This is a genomic window from Nannocystis pusilla, assembly GCF_026626665.1.
Taxonomy (GTDB): Bacteria; Myxococcota_A; Polyangia; order Nannocystales; family Nannocystaceae; genus Nannocystis; species Nannocystis pusilla.
Genome location: NZ_JAPNKE010000002.1, coordinates 7,087,443 through 7,105,880, shown reverse-complemented (window position 1 = coordinate 7,105,880; position 18,438 = coordinate 7,087,443). Strand labels below are relative to the sequence as shown.

The window sequence follows — 18,438 nt, the reverse complement described above, 5'->3', positions numbered from 1 at the left end:
CGCGCGAGCGTTTCTTTTGAAATTCGCGGGGTGGTGATGATGGCGTGACGGATCGGCGGTGGGCCGGGAAGACCGGGTGAGAGGTGACCGAGTCACCCCAAGAGCCCGCACCATGCACGCCTCGAACCGTTCCACGCGGCCCGCCCGCGGTCCTGCCCTGTTCGCCCTGTTCGCGCTGCCCTGCCTCGGCGCCGTCGCCTGCGGTGATTCGCCCGCGGAGGGCGAAGGCCTCGCGGACGACCTCGACGTCGCCGCCGAGCCCGGTGCCCCGCGCGGCATGTCGCCCGGCCTCGAGGGCCTGACGTATCCCAGCTCGCCCTCGACGGGCAGCATCCAGGCCCCGCTGCCGCAGGCGTACTGCGCCATCGACGTCGAGGGGGCCTCGCGCGCGACCGAGACCGATTACATCCCGCACGTCATCGCCTGCGAGAACGGCGGCGCCGATTTCGAAGCGCTCAAGGCCCAGGCGATCGCGGCGCGCTCGGTCGCCTACTACGCCATGGCCAATGACGGCACGATCTGCGACGGCCAGGGCTGCCAGGTCTATTCGTGTGGGATCGCCCCGCAGGCGATCCACTACGAGGCCGCGGCCGCGACCAGCGGCCAGTACCTCGCGTACAATGGCTGGCTGACCTACGGCTTCTACGTCGCCGGCGACCCGAACCTGCCGCAGACGAGCTGCATCGACACCGCCAACGGGTCGGTGGCCGCGACCGAGAAGTACGTCACGTTCAACGACGGCAAGAGCGGCCACGCGGTCGCGCAGACCAAGCTCGGCTACGTGTTCGACGTCGGGGCGCCGGGCTACGGGCAGAACCGCGGCTGCATGTCGCAGTGGGGCGCGCGCTGCCTGGAGAACAAGGGCCGCGACAGCGCGGGGATCCTTCGCTTCTACTACGGCGCGGACATCCAGATCTTGCAAGCCCAGGGGGCCTGCGTGACGCCGCCGGAGCCGCCGGAGCCGCCGGAGCCGCCGCTGCGGCGGGTGAGCCAGTCGAGCAACCGCGACTACGACGGGGACGGGGCGGACGACATCTTCTGGTACCAGCCGGGCGAGGGCGCCGATCCGCTGTGGCTGGGCAAGGAGGTCGGTGGATTTACGCAGACGTTCGCGCCGAACGTGCAGTCGCTGTACTTCACGGCGGCCGGCGACTTCGACGGCGACGGCCGCGGCGACGTGTTCTTCTATGCGCCGGGCGAGCTGCCGGAGGCGATCTGGAACGGCACGGCGAGCGGCGGGTTCACCAAGTCGACGCCGAAGACCAGCGGCGGCGCGGTGTTCAACGTCGGGGGCATGCACTACCAGCCGATCGCGGGCGACTTCAACGGCGACGGTTTGGATGATGTGCTGTGGTACGCGCCCGGCGAGGCCGACGACTTCGTGTGGTACGGGCTCGGCGGCAACAAGTTCAATAATGTGGCGATCACGGTGGCCGGCGATTACCTGCCGGTGGCGGGCGACTTCGACGGCGACGGGCGCACCGACATCCTGTGGTACGGCGGCGGCGACGCGCCGGAGGCGGTGTGGTACGGGCGGCCGAGCACCAACGTGCCGTTCGACAAGCTGACGACCAACAACGTGAGCGGGCTGTACCTGCCGTTCGCGGGCGACTTCAACGGCGACGGGCGCGACGACATCTTCTGGTACGCGCCGGGCGAGGCGGCCGACAGCCTGTGGAACGGGACGGCGGCGCGCAGCTTCAGCCACAGCCAGCCGAAGCGGCCCGACGGCACGGCGTGGAACGTGATCGGCGGGTTCGAGGCGGTGCCAGGCGACTTCGACGGCGACGGCGACACGGACATCGTGTGGTACGGCCCCGGCGGCGACAACGACAGCGTGTGGTACGCGACCGGCGGCAACCGCTTCGAGTCCGGTCTGCTCACTGTCTCGGGCAACTACGCCCCGGTGTGACGGGCGAGCGAAGAACCAACTCTTGAATGATGGCAGCGCCGCGGCGAGGTGCTCGCGGCCGACAATCCGTGGAGATGACGATCATGCAGTCCCTGTTCAATGGCAATTCCCTGCAGATGATGCTCTGGCGCTCCGGCGCCGTGGCGGCGGCGGCCCTGTGCGCCTGCGTCGACGATGTCGAGCAGGACGGCGACCTCGACCTCGTCGACGTCGAGGCCGAGGCCGAAGGCCCGGACGGCGCGCCCGAGGGCCTGCCCGACGGCCACGAGCACGGCCGCGAGTACACCAGCGAGGACTCGCCGGCCGCGGGGATCAGCTGCGCCGAGTCGACCGCGACCGGCTACGTCGACGGGCAGCCGTTCCAGATCTCCCTGGTCACGGTCGACGGCGAGCCGGTCCAGATCGACACCGCGAACGCGTTCTACGTCATGCAGCAGGCCGCGGCGCAGGCCGGGGTGCACATCACGGTGGGCAGCGGCTTCCGCACGATGGCCGAGCAGGAGTATTTTGGAACTGCTATCAGACCTGTTCGTGCAACAATTGCAACATCGCCGCCAAGCCGGGCTTCAGCAATCACCAGAGCGGGCACGCGCTCGACCTCAACACGTCGTCGTCGGGGGTGCTGGCGTGGCTCAACGCGAACGGGGCGAACTTCGGGTTCAAGCGCACGGTGCCGAGCGAGCCGTGGCACTGGGAGTGGTGGGGCGGCGGCCCGGGCGGGGGTCCGTGCGGGGCGCCGCCGCCGGAGCCGCCGGAGCCGCCGAAGCCGCCGCTGCAGCGCGCGAGCCAGTCGAGCAACCGCGACTACGACGGGGACGGGGCGGACGACATCTTCTGGTACCAGGCGGGCGAGGGCGCCGATCCGCTGTGGCTGGGCAAGGAGGTCGGCGGATTTACGCAGACGTTCGCGCCGAACGTGCAATCGCTGTACTTCACGGTGGCCGGCGACTTCAACGGGGACGGCCGCGGCGACGTGTTCTTCTATGCGCCGGGCGAGCTGCCCGAGGCGATCTGGAACGGCACGGCGAGCGGCGGGTTCACCAAGTCGACGCCGAAGACCAGCGGCGGCGCGGTGTTCAACGTCGGCGGGATGGACTACCAGCCGATCGCGGGCGACTTCAACGGCGACGGTTTGGATGACGTGTTCTGGTACGCGCCCGGCGGGGCCGACGACTTCGTGTGGTACGGGCTCGGCGGCAACAAGTTCAACAATACGGCGATCACGGTCGACGGTAACTACCTGCCGGTGGCGGGCGACTTCGACGGCGACGGCCGCACCGACATCCTGTGGTACGGCGGACCCGAGCTGCCGGAGGCGGTGTGGTACGGCCGGCCGAGCATGAACGTGCCGTTCGACAAGGTGACGACGAACAACGTGGCGGGCCTGTACCTGCCGTTCGCGGGCGACTTCAACGGCGACGGGCGCGACGACATCTTCTGGTATGCGCCGGGCGAGGCGGCCGACAGCCTGTGGAACGGGACGGCGGCGCGCAGCTTCAGCCACAGCACGCCGAAGCGGCCCGATGGGACGGCGTGGAACGTGATCGGCGGGTTCGAGGCGGTGCCGGGCGACTTCGACGGCGACGGCGACACGGACATCGTGTGGTACGGACCCGGCGGCGACAACGACAGCGTGTGGTACGCGACCGGGGGCAATCGCTTCGAGTCGGGGCTTATCACCGTGTCGGGGAATTATAACCCGGTGTGAGCGGACGGAGTGGACGGCCTGCGAAGAGAACGTCGCAGGCCGTCCGGCCGGGGTCGCAAGTCGACGCTTGAAAGTTGCTTATTGTGTGGGTGGTTGGGACCCTCGGACTTCGATCCGTGGACGCTCCGCGCGCCATGGGCTACTTTATAAACTATGCGGCCGCGGTCCCGGCCAGGCGGTCGCTCGCGGGCATCGGCGGTCGGACCACGAGCGTCCTGGCGCAAAGTCCCGGTCTGCTACGGCCGCCTGCTTGCGACCGGCAGGGCGCAGACCATGGATGAGTATGCATCATGCAATCCACCCCATCTCTGCGCTCGCACTGTTCTTCGCGCCCGCCGCCACCGATTTGAAGGCGCAGGCGGCGGGCGGCGATGCACTCCAGGAGATCGAGCAGGCGCGTCCCGACGAGGTGACGGTTGAGCTTCAGCGAGTGGAGCGCGGCGGTCTTGCTATCACAGCGCACTTTCGCTTCCAAGAATCCGGGGTCCTCGGCGAGTTGCAGCTCGACCTGTGGAATGGCCTCGCCGAGGCGCACTTCTCGGTTGCCGGTGTGTCGCACGTGCGGCTCCGGCATGTGGACGACGTTGAAGAGCACGATCAGGTTTGGTTGTCGCCGACGATCCACGATGAACTCGCGCGTGGCGCTCCGGACGTCATGCTCGTCTTCTGGGCCGTCTTGCTTGACTCGCGGGTCTACGCGCAGGTTGGCGAATGGCTGAGCACGCTGCCGCCTGACCCCCTCAAAAAGAACCCGGCATGCTCTGTGTTCAAGTGGGGGATGAAGGGAGTGTTGGCTCTCGCTGGCGCGGCATGTTGCAGTGGATCCTTTGGCTTTGGCTGTGCGACCTGTACCCTGGGAGGTCTAGCCGCCGCCGATTACGTTGACGCTATCGATTGCAACAAGGATTGCAAACCCGACTGCCCGCTGGGATAGGCAACCATGAAAACGCCCGCACTGCGCGACCACGAAGAAGAACCAGCCCGCCTTGATCGGCCGCAGCCGTTAGGCTTCTTGCCTACGCTCGCCTTTTGGAAGCGGCCGGACGTCGGGAAGATCGTGGGACCCTGGCTCGGTACCTTCGTCTTCTTCTGGTTGATGATCTTCGGCATGTTCGTAGTCCAATGGACACCCATTTGGTTGAGTGCTCTGCTCGGGGGTGTGGGCCCCTTTCTGTTCATCGCGGTGCTTGAGCATCACCTACGGGCCCGACTCCGACACCGAGCTCTTGGTGCGAAGCCCTTGGCTGATTCGCTCCCGCCTGCAGGCGGCCCCGGTGAGACTGCCACCCCGCACGCTCGGGAAGACGCGTAAGTGCCATGCGCGACCGCGGGGCCGGTGCCGGTTTTTGTCCGGTAAATCATGTCGTCGCTCGATTCGCGAGCCCTGCGAGGCAGGGCGGGTGGTCGGTCGCGGTTCGGCGCGGATGAGGCGCGCCGTCGATCGGGACATGTCCCCGGAGACGCGGCAGCAGGGCCGGGTTGCGGGCGAACAGCAGCAGGCGGTCGTCGACCGGCTTGTGCTTCTTCACGCTGGTCCGCAGGCCCGTTACGATGGCCGCGAGGGCGTCGGCGTCGGGCAGGGCGCCGCGGGCGAAGCCGGGGATGATGGGCATGCCCCTGGGCACTTTCTTCTGCAGCTTGGGCAGGGCCTTCTCGAGCAGGGCCCGCAAGGTCGGGACCGGCTTGCCGAGGACGACGCCCCAGGCGTCGCCGTCGCTGTCCCAGGTGGCGACGGCGCCGAAGTGCTTCGAGCCCGGGAGCGCTCGCGTCGGCGTCGGCATCGATCGCGCATCACCAGGCTCGACAGTGAAGCGCCTGGGGCCGGTGCGTGGCGAGCGAGGCCGGCGCCGTCGCGCCTCGGGCGATCTCGCTTCAAGCTATGCGTATTCACCCCCGTGCGTGTTTCATGGCAGCGTCCGCGCGATCGACCCGCCCCTGCTCCGTGTGTGCTCCCGGTGCGCGGCCGAGCGGGTGGTCGAGGCTGCTGGTGACGCTGGGAGTCTGCTCGGCCCTGCTGTCGGCCGCGATGCGCTCGCTCGTGGTGCTCGGGCTGCTGGCGACGGCGAGCACGGCTCTGGCGTTGCAGGCGCTGCGGGCGGTGAGGCGAGCGCGGCGGGCCGAGGCGGAGCGCGAGGCGTCGGCCAGCGAGGCGAGGCGCTGGAGGGCGATCGTCGAGGCCGCGGAGCAGGCCGTCGCGACCGTGACCCGCGAGGGCATCGTGACGAGCTGGAGCGCGGCGGCCGAGCGGCTGTACGGCTGGCGCAGCGACGAGATCGCCGGGCGATCGCTGCTCGAGGTCGTGGCGCCGGAGCGGCGCGCCGAGCTGTCGGCCAGGTTGGCGCGGGGGGTCGGGCGCAGCGGGGCGAGCTTCGCCGGCGTCGGGCTCCACCGCGACGGCAGCCGCGTCGAGGTGGCGGTGACGCTGGTGCCGCTGCCCTCCGCGCGGGGCCAGGGCGCGGACGTGGCGGTGCTGTGGCGCGACGCGCGAGAGACGAACTCGCTGCGGGCGACCTGTCGTCGGCTCGAGCGGGACTACGACAAGCTCGTCGAGCACGTCGACGACGGGGTGTTCCTCGCGGACCGCGACGGTCGGCTGATCCGGGTCAACCAGGCCGGGGCGCGCCTGCTCGGGGCCTCGCCGGCCGATCTGGTCGGACAGCCGCTGGCGGCCCTGCTGGCGGACGACGAGGCGCAGCGTCTGGCGAGCGCGCGAGCGGCGTTGAGGCAGGGCGAGCCGCACGTGGGCGAGTACCGGTTGCGGCGGCGCGACGGCGGTCGGCGGGTGGCCGAGCTGCGGATGATTCTCCTGTGCGACGGGCGCGTGCAGAGCTTCGTCCGCGACCTCGGCGGGCGCGAGACGGGCCACGCCGAGCTCGCCCGGGCGCACGCGGAAGAGCGCGGCCTCCGGGTCCAGCTCGAGTCGCTGACCCGGGCGACCTCCGCGATCACCGACGCGGTCGCGCGGATCCCCGAGACCGACCTCGACGCCGTCCTCCTGGTCGTCTTGCTGCAGGCGCAGACGCTGACGCAGGCCCGCTACGCCGCGCTGGGCCTCGGCACCGACCCGACGCGACCGTTCGAGCGGTGGGTCTACGCGGGCATGACGGCGGAGCAGGCCGAGCGGATCGGTCGCGCGCCGCGGCCGGTGGGGCTGCTCGGCGCGGTGGCCCTGCAGGCCCGCGCGGTGCGCCTGCGCGACATCGCCGAGAGCCACGAGCGCGTCGGCTTCCCGCCCGGGCACCCGCCGATGCACAGCTTCCTCGGGGTGCCGATCCTCTACGAGGGGCGCAGCCGCGGCAACCTGTACCTGGCCGACAAGCAGGGCGGCGGCGAGTTCACCGCCGAAGATCAGCAGGCGCTCGAGCTGCTGGCGGCGCGCGCCGGGGCTGCGCTCGAGACGGCCCGGCTCTACCACGAGACGACGCAGGCCACGACGTGGCTGCGCGGCGCGATCGACGGCATCCCCGAGGCGGTGGTCCTCGTCGATGTCGGGGGACGCATGTCCTTCAACGCGGCCGCCCGCGAGCTCGCGCCGGCCGAGGACGGGGACGCGCCGTCGCGGCTGCCGCTGTACGAGCCCACGGGCGCCCCGCTGGCCGACGACGCGCTGCCGCTGTCGCGGGCGCTGCGCGACGGGGTGACGACGATCGGCATCGAGTACGTCGGGCAGACCCGGCGAGGTCCGGAGTGCCGCTGCTGGCCAGCGCGTCGCCGCTGCGCGACGAGCACGGGCGCCTGGTGGGGGCGGTATGTGTCCTTCGGGACATCTCGTCGCTCAAGGAGATCGAGCGGCTGCGCGAGCAGTGGACCGCGGTGGTGGCCCACGAGCTGCGCCAGCCGGTCCAGGTCATCCACGCGTGCGCGCGGACGATCGCGCGCGTCGGGGCGGGCGAGCGCGACCCGCTGACCGCGAAGTCGGCGGCGCGGATCCTCGCGGCCGCGGGGCGGCTCGAGCGGATGATCAAGGACCTCCTCGACGCGGCGCGCATCGAGGCCCGGCAGCTGTCGCTGCGCAGCGAATCGATCGACGTCGAGGCGGTGCTCGCGGAGGTGGTGGCGCGGATCGCCGAAAGCACCGAGCGCTCGCTGCGGCTCGACGTCGCGCCGGGGCTGCCGCGGGTCCGCGGCGACGCGGGGCGAGTCGAGCAGATCGCCGAGAACCTGTTGACCAATGCGCTCAAGTACGGCGACCCCGGCGGGCCGATCGTGGTCGAGGTGCGACCGCACGGACACGAGGTGATGGTGTCCACCATCAATCAAGGCCAGCGCCTGCTACCCGCCGAGATCGACTGCCTTTTAAACGATTCTACCGGTCGAGCGCGGTCGCGGCGGTCGAAGGGCTGGGCCTCGGCCTGTACATCGCGCACGGGCTCGTGGAGGCGCACGGGGGCCGGATCTGGGTCGAGAGCGGCGACACGAGCACGAGCTTCCGCTTCACCCTGCCGCTGGCCGAGGACGATGCGCCGGAGGCTCGAAAGGGGGCTCGGGAGCGATGATTCGCGGGGGGCTCGTGAGGGCGGTGATGGGGAGAGACGAGCGCGGTGATTCGCGTCGGGTTCGGCAGGGCGAGAGACGTTGGCGCGCTGCGGTCTGATGATTCGACTCGGGTTCGGCGGGCGCGGGACTGCGGTGTGATGATTCGCCGCGGGTCCGGCAGAACGGCGAGGATGCGCGGGAGGCCGATAGGCGTCAGAAGCGGGCCTCGAGCACGAGGCCCACGCGGCCGCGGGCCAGGGTCGGGACGAGGGCGAGGTGGACCTCGCGGGCAGGGGCGTACTTGCGATAGGCCAGGCCGTAGACGAGCATGCTCGAGCCGGCGACCACGCTCGACAGGCCGACCTGCAGCAGCGCCCACGGGGTCGCCGAGGCGCGCGCCTCCTCGGCGAACTGCCAGCCGAGCCCGGCGGCGACGATGACGAGGCCGCTCGCAGTGGCCAGGCCGCCGAAGGAGATCCACGGCGTCGCGGCCGCGCGCGAGGTCCCGCGAGCCGCGAGCGCGGCCGTGGAGGCCGGCGCCGACGGTGAGGAGGCTGAGGCTCGCGGTGTTGAGGGCGACGGCGGCGAAGAGGGTGGCAGGGAGGCGCGAGGGACATTCGGCGCAGCGCTCCAGGGCGGCCAGCGGGGCGCGCCGGCGAGGCCGAGACCGAGGCCGGTGGCGCCCGCGAGCGCGCCGGCTGCCAGCCACGCGGCGCCCGCGGCCCGGTCCGGCGGCTCGTCGGCGGACGGGGCCGGGACGACCGGTTCGAGCTGCGGGGCCGAGGCCAGGGACAGGGCGAGCACGAGCGACATGGCGAAACCTCGCGAGAGGCGGTCTCATGAGGGGGGCGAATGATTGCGACCCTCATGGCGATTCATGCCACGCGGCGCCGCGCGAGCCATGGCCGCGCGCAGCGGCGAGGCCGGCGCGGCGGCGGCGAACGTCGCGCCCGCCGATTGCACGCTCGTCGGCGCCGCTCGCGACAGGGCGAGCGGCGATGGCCGTACTTGGCCTTCAAGACATGTCTATAAGGACATGAGTCGGATCGAACGCATATGCGTCGGTCCGACCCCGGCGCGTGCCGAGCGCCGAGCCTGGCGGCGCTGACCAGCCGATCGCCACCGCGTCGACTTCAGGAGCCCCGCCCCGGGGCATCGCCCGCGCGCCACAGACCTGCGGTCCGCTCGCCGAGCGACGCTTCCGAGAGCGCAGCGAGGTCGCTGGCGAGAGCTCCGCGATCACCCGGGCCGCTCGGCGGTAGAGGGCCGGGTCGAGGTCGACGAGGAGCACGCGCGCGGTCGAATCGGAGCACGCCCGGCACATTCGAGGCTGCGGCCCCGGTCAACGCGCCAGCGAGGATCTCGCCGGTCAGCGTGGGGCCGAGGTGGCGCCCGTCGACGACCTCGATGCGAAGCCGAGCGCGGTCCGGCAGCAGCGACGCCCCGAGACAGGTGTAGCTCGCGCTCGTCCGGGTCTGCCACGCGTGCTGGAGCACGCACCGCCGCTCCGGGGCCGGCGTGCCGGCACGTCCCGTGAGCGTGGCGGTCCGCACCTCCCCGGCCTCGTAGGCGCCGCAGGTCCACGCGTCGGCGCCGTCATCGCCCTCGCCGCCGACCCAGACCCAGCCATGAGGAAAGGTGGCCCGCACCGAGAACAGTCTACCCGATGCGGCCGACTGCCCGCAGAGCCGCGGCCCGCCGGCTCAAAGTCCGCGTGGCCGGGTCGGCAGATGAGTTTTCACCGGCGCCGAGGCTGGCCAGCGCCCATGAGCTCCTTGGACGCCGACCCGGCAAGGAGCAAGCTGGAGGCACCGCGGCGCCCTGATGCTGTGCGGACGCCGAGCGCCGACGAGCCCGATGAAGATCGCGAGAGAGCAGGTGCCTGATGCCGGTGTTTCGAATCTCGAAGTACGACCCGTCTCTTCGCGATGCAGGCGGGGCGTATACGCGTGACGAGTGGACCAGTCATGGCGACATCGGGAAGGCGTTCGCCGGCGGGGTGTTGACGCTCGCCGAGTATCTCGTCGTGGAGGCGAGATACCTCGAGCTCCTCGACAAGTTCCTCGAGCGGGGCCACGTGGAAAAGTTGCAGGTGTGCGGCATGGAGGCGAACGATCGAGCCGCCCTGGAGAGGTGTGGGGGGATGCGAAGAAGGGCCTGGCCGAAGGGGTTTGGCTGGAGAAGGCCGCGATCCGCGAGGTGGCGAGGCTGGCCCTGCGGGAGGTGTTGTGGTGTCGGCTGGAAGGGCCAGAGTTTCATGTGCACTTCGGCTACGACTTCTACATGTACGTCGGCGGCGTCGCGCTGACGGGTGAGCCGCCGGCTGTCACGGGCTTGTTCGTCGAGGCGATTCGTGAGTCGCCTTATGGCGACGATGGGAGCGGTGGTTCTTGAAACATGCGCCCCGGGTCGACTGCGCGGCGAGCCACGTCACGCCGGCAGCTCGAGCAGCTCGGGGTGCAGCAGGAGCTCCTCGATGCGGGCCGACAGGCGGGCCGCCTGCACCCCGTCGAGCGCGCGGTGATCGAGCGTCGCGTGCAGCGGCAGCACCGGGCGGACCTCGACGCGGGCATCGCCGTCGTCCTCGACGATCCACGGGCGCGGCTTGACGGCGCCGACCAGCAGGAGGATGGGCCAGTGCGCCGGCGGGAACAGCGGCGCGTAGGCCCAGCGGACGCCGAACATGCCGAGGTTGGTGACCGCGGCCGAGCCGAACGGAGCCTGCGGGAACCCGGGCACGCGCAGGCCGAGTCGGTATTGCAGGATGTCCAGCGCGGCCTGGAGCGGGCGCAGCAGCGCGGGCGAGAGCGCGGCCAGGCGACGACGCGTCGGCCCGAGCTGCGGGTCGCAGCCCCGGCGGACCTCCGCCACGCGCTCGCCGAACTCGCGGGCGATGTCGGCGAGCGACTTGCGATCGGCGCCGCGGATGACCAGGCCGGTGAGGTCGCAGCCGCCGGGGGGCGCGTGCGCCTCGGTCAGCGCGACCTGAAAGAAGATGTCGACGTCGTCGCGCGGGTAGAGCCGGCCGCGGCGGACCAAAACGTGGAGCTCGGGGCGCTCGGCGAGGGCGACGGCGAGCGCCCGGCCGACGAGGTGGGTGAGCGTGGCGCGCTGGCCGGTGCGGGCGTGCAGGGCTTCGAGGTGAGCGAGCGCGGCGGTGGCGTCGAGCTCGAGGGTGCCGCGGATCGACGGATCGCGCGGGTCGTCCCAGGTGGCGAGCGCGAGCCGACGGAACAGCGAGAGCTCGGCGGCGGGCCGGGCCTTGAAGGTGCGCATGCCCTCGACTGCGAGCAGTCGCCGCGCCGGGCCGCGCGACCCCTGCGGAGAGGTCGCAGCCCGCCCGCAGGCCCGGCGCGACGAGGCGTGAACGCGGGAGCGGCGGCGGCGCCTCGCTCGTCTCGACTCGCGGCGTGCGTGTCCTCGCGGGCGAGTGCGCGGCTCACCGGCCGCGACGGCGCGCAGGAAGGGGCCGGGGCGATCCGTCGTGCAGGGCGATCCGCCGCGCGCAGGGAATCGCATGACGCCGCTGCGCCCCGCGTCACCCGGCGATTGTGGTGAGGCAGACTCGTGCGATTCACGCGAGCGCGAGCGCGGTCGCCCGCTTGCGGGACGGGCGAGGTCGCCCACGAAGACGGCGGAGACAGGGCGATGACGTTTAATAAGGTGATGCGAAAGATGCTGGGATTCGCGGTGCTCGGCGCCTTCCTCGGCGGGGCCTGCAGCGAGGCCGAGAACAAGCCCGGGGCGACGCTGGCGCAGATCGACGCCGGCTGCAAGTCGTACTGCGCCAAGGCGAGCGAGTGCGACAAGGCGGTCCGCGCGGAGGCGTGCGAGAAGCGGTGCCACAACCGGCTCAACCGCTGCCGGGCGGACGAGCAGGCCGACACCGTCACCGACCTGCAGTCGTGCGCCGGCGACAAGTGCGGCGACTTCGCGGTCTGTGCCATCGGCGCGGGCCTGGAGTGCACGTTCGGCCTGTAGCGCGCGGCGCCGCGGGCGGTTCGGCCAAAGTGTGAGCGGCGCGCGGGACGGCGGAGACGAGATCGCCTCCCGTCGTGCCCGGCGTACCGGACGACGGATGCGTCGCGCGGCGAGGCGAGCGGCTTGGCGGGCCCGATAGCTTTTCACCGGCGGTGACCGCCGGCGTAAGATGATATGTCATCGGTGACATGTAGTAAGTGGAGCGCGGCGCATTCGGCCGTCGATCCGGGGCGCCCCGGACAAGGCGAGGGGCTCAGCGGGCCCGATGTCCTCGTTCACGTGCGGCGCGTACGCTCGCATGTTCCTGGGGACATGTCATAAGTGAAGCGCGGCGCATTCGGTCGCCGATCCGAGGCGCCCGGAAGGGGCGAGCGGCTCAGCGGGCCCGCTCGCCTCGTTCATGTGCGGCGCGTACGCTCACATGTCCCTGGGGACATGTATTTGTATTAAATGGGGCGCGGCGGATTCGGTCGTCGATCCGGGGCGCTGCCGGGGCGTGCGGGTGAGGCGGCGGGCCGCCGCGAATGGGTCAACCGACGCCGACGCCGGGCGACTGCGGGGCGTGCGGGTGAGGCGGCTGGCCGTGCGGGCTGCGAGCTGCCCAGGTCTCGAACTCGACCGGGTCGTGGGCACACAGGACGCGGACCGCGTCGCCGTGTTGATACGACAGGTCGCGCAGCCGTTGCTGATTGCGCAGTCGGGCCTGGCGGTCGAACTCCATCATGGTCTGATAGGCGCGCAGGCCGAGCGGGCAGCGCGGGTGGTCGGTGTTCAGCTCGCCGCGAGAGAAGTAGGCGTCGCCGGCGTGCAGCAGCCAGCCCTCGTCGGCGCGCACCGCCACCCCGGCGTGGCCCGCGGTGTGGCCGATCAGCGGGACCAGCAGGATGTCCGGCGGCAGGCCCACCAGGTCGCGCACGCAGGCGAAGCCGAACCAGTCCTCGCCGTCGGCCGGGGCGTAGGTCTGCCACGAGCCCGCCGTCGACCACTGCTGCGGACGGTAGCGGCCGCGGGCGATCGCGCCGGCCCGGCGCTGGGCGGCGTGGGCCTCGTCGGCCAGCAGGTGGACCTGCGCGTGCGGGAAGTCGGCGAGCCCGCCGGCGTGGTCGAAGTCGAGGTGCGTCAGGACGATGTGGCGGACGTCGCGGGGCGACAGGCCCAGGCGCTCGACCTGGCGCACTGCGGTCTCGTCCACGTCGAAGCGCGGGCGCATCATGCCGACGAAGAAGCGGCTGAGGCGGGTGGTCGGGCTCTGGATGTCCTCGAGGCCGAGGCCGGTGTCGACCAGCACCAGGCCGCGATCCGTCTCGAGCAGCAGACAATGACAGGTCATCCGCGCCGGGCCGGGATCGTCCGCCGGCTTGCCCATCAGGCGCCCGCCGTACGGACACATGGTTCCACAGTTGAGGTGATGAATGCGCACGACGACCTCCGCGGCTCAGGCTTGAGCGCCAGGGGCGGGTGCGTCAAATGCCCGCGCGCCGGCCGAGGCGGCGCGCCCCTGCTGGCGCGCCGACGCGGATGCTCGATGGCCGGCGCAGCCGCCGATCTGCGTCGATCGGCGGTCGAGGCCGGTGTGGGCCTCTCGACCGCGTCGGAACCGCCAATCATGCGAACGGCGGCTCGCCGTCGAGGCGATGGCTCGGCCCGGCGGGCGCGGGAATCGCCAATGATCACGATTGCTCGCGGGCAAACGCGGAAATACCCGGGGCGGCGCGCCGGCTCCGCAATGGCCATTCCGGGAGGAAATGACGAATCCGCAGACGCTGCCCCCTCGCCCCCGACGGGACGTCGCCGAGCGGGACGACGTACCAGTCGGCCTCGACGCGCGCGAGCTGCGGGTGAAACGACGGTCGCCACAATCGGTCGAGCAGCCCCGCGGCGAACTCGGCCCGCGCGTCCACCAGCGGCGCCGCCGCGCGATTGACGACCGTGACGTGCATGCGGCCCCAGTCCTCGAGGTGGTCGCGCGGGGCGAACTCCACCGCCAGACGGACCCCGCCCAGATCGATCTCCTGGCGCACCCGCGGCCCGCCCAGCAGCCCCAGCAGGGCCAGGATCGGCACCGCGAACATCAGCGGCAGGAGCAGCCATTGCTCGCGGTGGAACTGCAGGCGCCGGACGATCTCCGGCGGCGACGGCGGATGGTCGGGCTCTCGCATGCACGCCCTGACTTGCACGCAACGGAAGTCGCGGCCAATCGAGCGCATGGTTTTTTATCCCCGCCCCACAGCGACGAATCCGCGCTCTGGGGGCCGACCCTCGCACGGACAACGACAGCCCGAACTCGGCCGGCGGCGGCTAGCCGCGGTCGTAGCGACGTCGCGCCCGCGCGGGTGCGCGTCGGGCGCTGCGGCGCGAGTCAGGGCTACACCTCGACGCGATCGTCGGCGGTCACGCTGCCCGCGCGCTCGAGGTCTTCCTCGTCGCGGATGCACTGCCCGTCCCGGTCTGGGTCGTAGTGCTAGACTCCGCAGAAGGTTGGCCGTCGAGCCGCAACGTTCCCAGCTTCGCGTCGGAGTGACGAGCATGAGCCATGAGGCGCTGCGAATTCTCTTGGTGGATGATCACCCGGTGGTTCGAGACGGATTGGCGTCGATCATCAAGACGGACGGCAGCCTGGAGGTCGTCGGTCAGGCGGCGGACGGCGCCTCCGCGGTGGCGGCTTACATCTCCCTGCGACCCGACGTTCTGATGCTGGATCTGCGGATGCCAGGCATGGATGGGTTCGAGGCCGCCACGCGCACCCTCGACGCAGATCCGGCCGCGCGGGTGCTGGTCATGACCACCTATGACGGTGATGAGGACATCTTTCGTTGCCTGCGGCTGGGGGCGAAGGGATATCTCCTGAAGGACGCGCCCCCTTCCGAGATCCTGACCGCGATCCGGGTGGTCGGCGGCGGCGGCCAATACACTTCGCACTTGGTGGCGGCCAAGGCCATGCGGCGCCTGTCCCATGCCGCCTTGACCCGACGCGAGCAGGATGTGCTCGTCCAAAACGCTGAGGGTCGCAGCAACAAGGACATTGCCAGCCGCCTCGACATGACGGAAGGCACGGTCAAGACGCATGTCAAAGCGATCCTGGCGAAGCTCGACGCCATGAGCCGAACCGAGGCCGTCGCAATCGCTGCACGGCGTGGGCTGCTCCACCTGTGACCAGCTCGGCAACCGATGACGAGCTGCTGGGTCTCCTGGCCGACTGCGGCGAGCTGCTGGCACGGCCGAGCGATCCGCTCACGGCAATGGTCGATGTCGTGCGCAAGATAGGCCAAGCACTCGACGCCGATCGGATGCAGTACTTCGTGCGCGACACTTCGGCCCGAGTCTCGCATTGCATCTCGGCCTGGGTGCGCGAGGGCATCGAGCCGATGCGACCCGGACCCTACCGCGACGAGGACTTCGACGAGGTCATCAGGCCGTTGTCGCGCGGAGAAATCTACAGCACGACCCTCGCGGGTAAGTCCGGCCGCAATCTGGAGGTCAACGCGGGCAGCGGAACCACGGCAGATCTGCTGGTGCCCGTGCTCGTGGACGGGGAAGTGCGCGGCATCCTCAGCATCGATCAGTGCCGAGGCCAGGCCGTGTTTCCTGCCCGGGAGGTCAGCATCTTGCGCTCGATGGCGGTGCTGATCGCCAGCACTCTCGGCCGTTCTGACGCCGAGGGCACGCGCTCTCGCGCCGTGCGGCGTCGCCATCTGGCGCGCGAGGCCGCCATGGAATCGGCGCTCGACGTCGTGGGCGACCTGCTGTTGCTCGGCGATCTCGAGTCCGCCCTGGATCAGGTGTTGCCGCACATCGGTGCGATGGCAGCTTGCCATCGGGTGGTCCTCCTGATGCGGGACGAGCTCGACGGGCGGCCTTGCCACCGACTGACCCAAGAGTGGCTTGCGCCCGGACAGCCGTCTCAGGCTACCGAATCCCTCTCGGTTCTCTTCGATGACGTGGCCCCGCCCGGAGCCGTCGCAGGGCTCGCGTCAGGCTCCCCCTTCTGGTGGCGCACGGCGGGACGCAGCGACCCGTTCAGCCTTCGACATCAAGCGCTGGGTGTGGCGGTGAGCGGCGCGCTACCGTTGCTGGTCGAGGGCGGCTACGCGGGGATGCTGGCCTTCGGCTGGTGCTTCGAGCCCAACTTGGGCGCGGACGGTGTCGAGTTTCGTGTGCTGCAGCTCGCTGCCAACTCCATCGCTGCGGCACTGCAGCGTCAGCGCGCGATCGAGCGCACGATCGAGCGGGAGCGGGAGCGGTTGGAGGCGGTCCAGTTCGAGCAGGCGCGCCATGCACGTCATCGCGCCGACCAGCTCGAGGCGGCGAATGCCGTGCTCCGTGCGATCAACCAGCGCATGGCCGATGGCGGTGATCCTGTCGCCGCACTGCAGGCCATCCTCGAGCAAGCGGTTCTTGCCGTGGGAGCGCGAGCCGGCGGCCTGACGCGGTTGCTGGGCGGCCAGCTCCACCTCGTGGCCTTCATGGCTCACGCGATGCAGCCGCCGGGTCCTCCGGCGCCCGATTCGCGAAGCGCCTCCAGAGGAACTCCGTCCAACTTGGCTTGGCGCCACGTGGAAGAGGACGATACCGACGGAGGCTTGCCGTGGCGCGACCGGAGCATCGAGCACGTGCTGGATGCCGAGATCTTCGACGGTGACCAGGTTGTCGGCGTGCTGCGTTTGGGGTTCTCCCCCGCTCCGGAGCACAAAGACGCCATCGAATGGCTGGTGGAGGCGATCTGCCAGCAAACCGCGCTGGCGATCCGCCTGTCTGCAATGTCGACCGAGCTGGAGCGCCGCACCCGCCGCGAGACGTTGCTCGCCGAGCGCTCGCGCATGGCGCGCGAGATTCACGACGGCGTGGCGCAGGGCTTTACCGGCATTCTCCTGCAGCTCGGCGCGCTTGCCGAAACCCAGAGTGACCTCGCCCACGCCAAGGAACTGGCGCGCCGCGCAGCCGGCCTGGCGCGCGAAGGGCTCGCCGATGCCCGCCGCGCCGTCATGGCGCTGCAGCCGGAGAGCGCCTCGCGCGAGGACCTGGCGTCGGCGCTGGCGTACCTGGTCGAGGGCGCCAGCGTGCCGGGCAAGGTCGCTTGCGACTTTCGTTCGCAGAGCTGGGATTTCGGCGCCGAGCTCGGGCCCGTTCGCTCACACGACCTCTACCGCGTGGTCCAGGAGGCGCTCAACAACGCCCTGCGACACGCGCAGGCAACTGCCATCGAGGTCACTCGCACGAACGTCGACGGGAATCCGGCTGCAAGTCGAGGACGACGGGGTCGGCTTCGTCGAGGGTGACAGCGACGGCTTCGGCATCCGCAACATGCGGGCCCGAGTCCAGGACATGGGCGGCTCGCTTCGGATCGACTCGATGCTCGGCGCGGGTACCCGGCTGGTCGTCGACATGCCGCTTACGACCTGAGTCCGCCGGCCGGGCGAGACGTTCGCTCTCTCCATGGAGCGCTGCCGTCTCTCTCCATCGAGAGAGGCATCCGCCGCGCCACTGTGCAACAGTGGGGGCACCGGCGCACCCGGCCTCAGCTCGATTGGGAGTCTCCTCATGACGAAAGCCGCTCAGACCCTCCGCCCGCGCTCTTCATGACGCAGGCGAAAGCCGTCGCCGATGTGATCGACGAGGCCGCCCGCGTCGCCGCGAGCGAGCCGCCCGGACCACCCGCGACGATGCGAGCCGATGCCAGGGACCCCTCGATCTCCCCATCCAGAAGTGAGAAGCACCATGAGCACCAGCACCAGTGAATCGAACAAGCAGATCGTGTTGAAGGGCTATGCCGCCCTGAAAGCAGGAGATGTCGCGAGCTACTTCGACAGCATGACCGAGGACGTGACCATCACTTACTTCGGCGATCATCTGTTCACCGGCACCTACCGCGGCAAAGCGGACATCATGTCGAACTACGTGCCTCTCCTGCTCGCGCGGCTCGACGGCCCGATCAAGATCACCGTGACGAACGCCATTGCCGAAGGTGATCAGGTCTTCGTCGAGGCCCAGGGTGAATCACGCACCAAGGACGGACTCAGCTACAACAACCTGTACGGCATCGTCCTCAGGCTCAGGGACGGCAAGATCGCGGAGATCCGCGAGTACATGGACACGGAGCTCGTCAAGCGCATCTTCGGCGGACCCACTGACAAGTCCCCGAGATGACGATACGCGCGCGATTGTGTCGGCAGCGCGGCGTTCCGCCGAAGACCGGGCTCGCACACCTGTGGCCATAGCCGTCCGCACTCGAGCGAGCTGCAGTACCCAGGCACCGACGCGCGTGCGCGGGCCAGTAGCTCTGGACGGCATCCGTCCTGGACTCGTCCGGTGGCTGCGAACGGCCCCCGCATCCGTCGCGCGACGGTGCGAACGCGAAAGAATG

The 18,438-nt window shown here is 70.5% G+C and carries 16 protein-coding genes and 2 pseudogenes; 11 read left to right on the top strand and 7 right to left on the bottom strand.

Translation table 11 applies throughout. The features are described from left to right. Positions 1-112 precede the first annotated feature (112 nt). Entirely contained in the window at positions 113-1,912 is a 1,800-nt protein-coding gene (locus OV079_RS31335; RefSeq protein WP_267772752.1) for an FG-GAP-like repeat-containing protein, read from the top strand. On the opposite strand, the gene OV079_RS31330 is transcribed toward OV079_RS31335, so the two are convergent. Continuing rightward, positions 1,897-2,373, bottom strand: a complete 477-nt coding sequence (locus OV079_RS31330; protein WP_267772751.1) for a hypothetical protein — start codon at positions 2,371-2,373, stop codon at positions 1,897-1,899. The genes OV079_RS31335 and OV079_RS31330 overlap by 16 nt on opposite strands. Positions 2,374-2,531: 158 nt before the next feature. Between OV079_RS31330 and OV079_RS31325 the strand changes: the two genes are divergently transcribed. Together OV079_RS31325 and OV079_RS31320 are read left to right on the top strand one after the other, a co-directional pair. Further along, positions 2,532-3,620: an FG-GAP repeat domain-containing protein gene (locus OV079_RS31325; protein WP_267772750.1), complete on the top strand. Its 1,089-nt coding sequence runs from the start codon at positions 2,532-2,534 to the stop codon at positions 3,618-3,620. 283 nt (positions 3,621-3,903) lie between these two features. After that, entirely contained in the window at positions 3,904-4,554 is a 651-nt protein-coding gene (locus tag OV079_RS31320; protein WP_267772749.1) for a hypothetical protein, read from the top strand. 424 nt (positions 4,555-4,978) lie between these two features. On the opposite strand, the gene OV079_RS31315 is transcribed toward OV079_RS31320, so the two are convergent. Then, a complete protein-coding gene (locus OV079_RS31315) occupies positions 4,979-5,401 on the bottom strand; it encodes a hypothetical protein (RefSeq protein WP_267772748.1) in 423 nt (140 codons plus the stop codon). 98 nt (positions 5,402-5,499) lie between these two features. Here OV079_RS31315 and OV079_RS31310 point away from each other — a divergent pair. The 3 genes and pseudogenes from OV079_RS31310 to OV079_RS31305 all read left to right on the top strand — a co-directional run. Next, positions 5,500-7,005: pseudogene (locus OV079_RS31310) on the top strand (PAS domain S-box protein); the annotation flags it as partial. A 50-nt stretch (positions 7,006-7,055) separates the two neighbouring features. Beyond that, positions 7,056-7,556: pseudogene (locus tag OV079_RS58915) on the top strand (PAS domain-containing protein); the annotation flags it as partial. Beyond that, complete coding sequence (locus OV079_RS31305; protein WP_420829438.1) at positions 7,478-8,116, top strand: sensor histidine kinase; 639 nt, start codon at positions 7,478-7,480, stop codon at positions 8,114-8,116. The pseudogene OV079_RS58915 and the gene OV079_RS31305, both read left to right, overlap by 79 nt. Before the next feature lie 193 nt (positions 8,117-8,309). On the opposite strand, the gene OV079_RS31300 is transcribed toward OV079_RS31305, so the two are convergent. After that, positions 8,310-8,909 carry a hypothetical protein gene (locus tag OV079_RS31300; protein ID WP_267772742.1) on the bottom strand — a complete coding sequence of 200 codons (600 nt, stop codon included), beginning with the start codon at positions 8,907-8,909 and terminating at the stop codon, positions 8,310-8,312. 320 nt (positions 8,910-9,229) lie between these two features. Beyond that, positions 9,230-9,745, bottom strand: coding sequence for a hypothetical protein (locus OV079_RS31295; RefSeq protein WP_267772741.1), 516 nt, complete (start codon positions 9,743-9,745; stop codon positions 9,230-9,232). Positions 9,746-10,229: 484 nt separating this feature from the next. Between OV079_RS31295 and OV079_RS31290 the strand changes: the two genes are divergently transcribed. After that, the gene (locus tag OV079_RS31290; protein ID WP_267772740.1) at positions 10,230-10,490 is read left to right on the top strand and encodes a hypothetical protein; all 261 of its coding nucleotides are present in this window, start codon (positions 10,230-10,232) and stop codon (positions 10,488-10,490) included. 36 nt (positions 10,491-10,526) lie between these two features. Here the strand turns inward: OV079_RS31290 and OV079_RS31285 are convergent, their stop codons facing one another. Then, the gene (locus OV079_RS31285) at positions 10,527-11,372 is read right to left on the bottom strand and encodes a 2-oxo acid dehydrogenase subunit E2 (RefSeq protein ID WP_267772738.1); all 846 of its coding nucleotides are present in this window, start codon (positions 11,370-11,372) and stop codon (positions 10,527-10,529) included. Positions 11,373-11,744: 372 nt separating this feature from the next. On the opposite strand from OV079_RS31285, the gene OV079_RS31280 reads away from it, so the two are divergent. Next, positions 11,745-12,077, top strand: coding sequence for a hypothetical protein (locus OV079_RS31280; protein ID WP_267772737.1), 333 nt, complete (start codon positions 11,745-11,747; stop codon positions 12,075-12,077). Positions 12,078-12,606: 529 nt separating this feature from the next. Here the strand turns inward: OV079_RS31280 and OV079_RS31275 are convergent. Next, the gene (locus tag OV079_RS31275) at positions 12,607-13,497 is read right to left on the bottom strand and encodes an MBL fold metallo-hydrolase (RefSeq protein WP_420829437.1); all 891 of its coding nucleotides are present in this window, start codon (positions 13,495-13,497) and stop codon (positions 12,607-12,609) included. 250 nt (positions 13,498-13,747) lie between these two features. Then, positions 13,748-14,236 (bottom strand): hypothetical protein, encoded by a 489-nt coding sequence (locus OV079_RS31270; RefSeq protein ID WP_267772734.1) that lies wholly within the window; start codon positions 14,234-14,236, stop codon positions 13,748-13,750. Between the two features lie 319 nt (positions 14,237-14,555). Here OV079_RS31270 and OV079_RS31265 point away from each other — a divergent pair, with 319 nt between their 5' ends. The 3 genes from OV079_RS31265 to OV079_RS31255 all read left to right on the top strand — a co-directional run bounded on the left by OV079_RS31265 (position 14,556) and on the right by OV079_RS31255 (position 18,221). After that, complete coding sequence (locus OV079_RS31265) at positions 14,556-15,230, top strand: response regulator (protein ID WP_267772733.1); 675 nt, start codon at positions 14,556-14,558, stop codon at positions 15,228-15,230. Beyond that, positions 15,227-17,353, top strand: coding sequence for a histidine kinase (locus tag OV079_RS56365; RefSeq protein WP_267772730.1), 2,127 nt, complete (start codon positions 15,227-15,229; stop codon positions 17,351-17,353). The genes OV079_RS31265 and OV079_RS56365 overlap by 4 nt, the downstream gene beginning before the upstream one ends. 439 nt (positions 17,354-17,792) lie before the next feature. Next, the gene (locus OV079_RS31255; protein WP_267772729.1) at positions 17,793-18,221 is read left to right on the top strand and encodes a nuclear transport factor 2 family protein; all 429 of its coding nucleotides are present in this window, start codon (positions 17,793-17,795) and stop codon (positions 18,219-18,221) included. Positions 18,222-18,438: the final 217 nt, after the last annotated feature.

Excerpts from the sequence above, each read along its gene's own strand:
- OV079_RS31335 (WP_267772752.1), top strand. The coding sequence starts at position 113 with ATGCACGCCTCGAACCGTTCCACGCGGCCCGCCCGCGGTCCTGCCCTG.
- OV079_RS31320 (WP_267772749.1), top strand. The coding sequence starts at position 3,904 with ATGCATCATGCAATCCACCCCATCTCTGCGCTCGCACTGTTCTTCGCG.
- OV079_RS31315 (WP_267772748.1), bottom strand. The coding sequence starts at position 5,401 with ATGCCGACGCCGACGCGAGCGCTCCCGGGCTCGAAGCACTTCGGCGCC.
- OV079_RS31300 (WP_267772742.1), bottom strand. The coding sequence starts at position 8,909 with ATGTCGCTCGTGCTCGCCCTGTCCCTGGCCTCGGCCCCGCAGCTCGAA.
- OV079_RS31285 (WP_267772738.1), bottom strand. The coding sequence starts at position 11,372 with ATGCGCACCTTCAAGGCCCGGCCCGCCGCCGAGCTCTCGCTGTTCCGT.
- OV079_RS31280 (WP_267772737.1), top strand. The coding sequence starts at position 11,745 with ATGACGTTTAATAAGGTGATGCGAAAGATGCTGGGATTCGCGGTGCTC.
- OV079_RS31270 (WP_267772734.1), bottom strand. The coding sequence starts at position 14,236 with ATGCGAGAGCCCGACCATCCGCCGTCGCCGCCGGAGATCGTCCGGCGC.
- OV079_RS31255 (WP_267772729.1), top strand. The coding sequence starts at position 17,793 with ATGAGCACCAGCACCAGTGAATCGAACAAGCAGATCGTGTTGAAGGGC.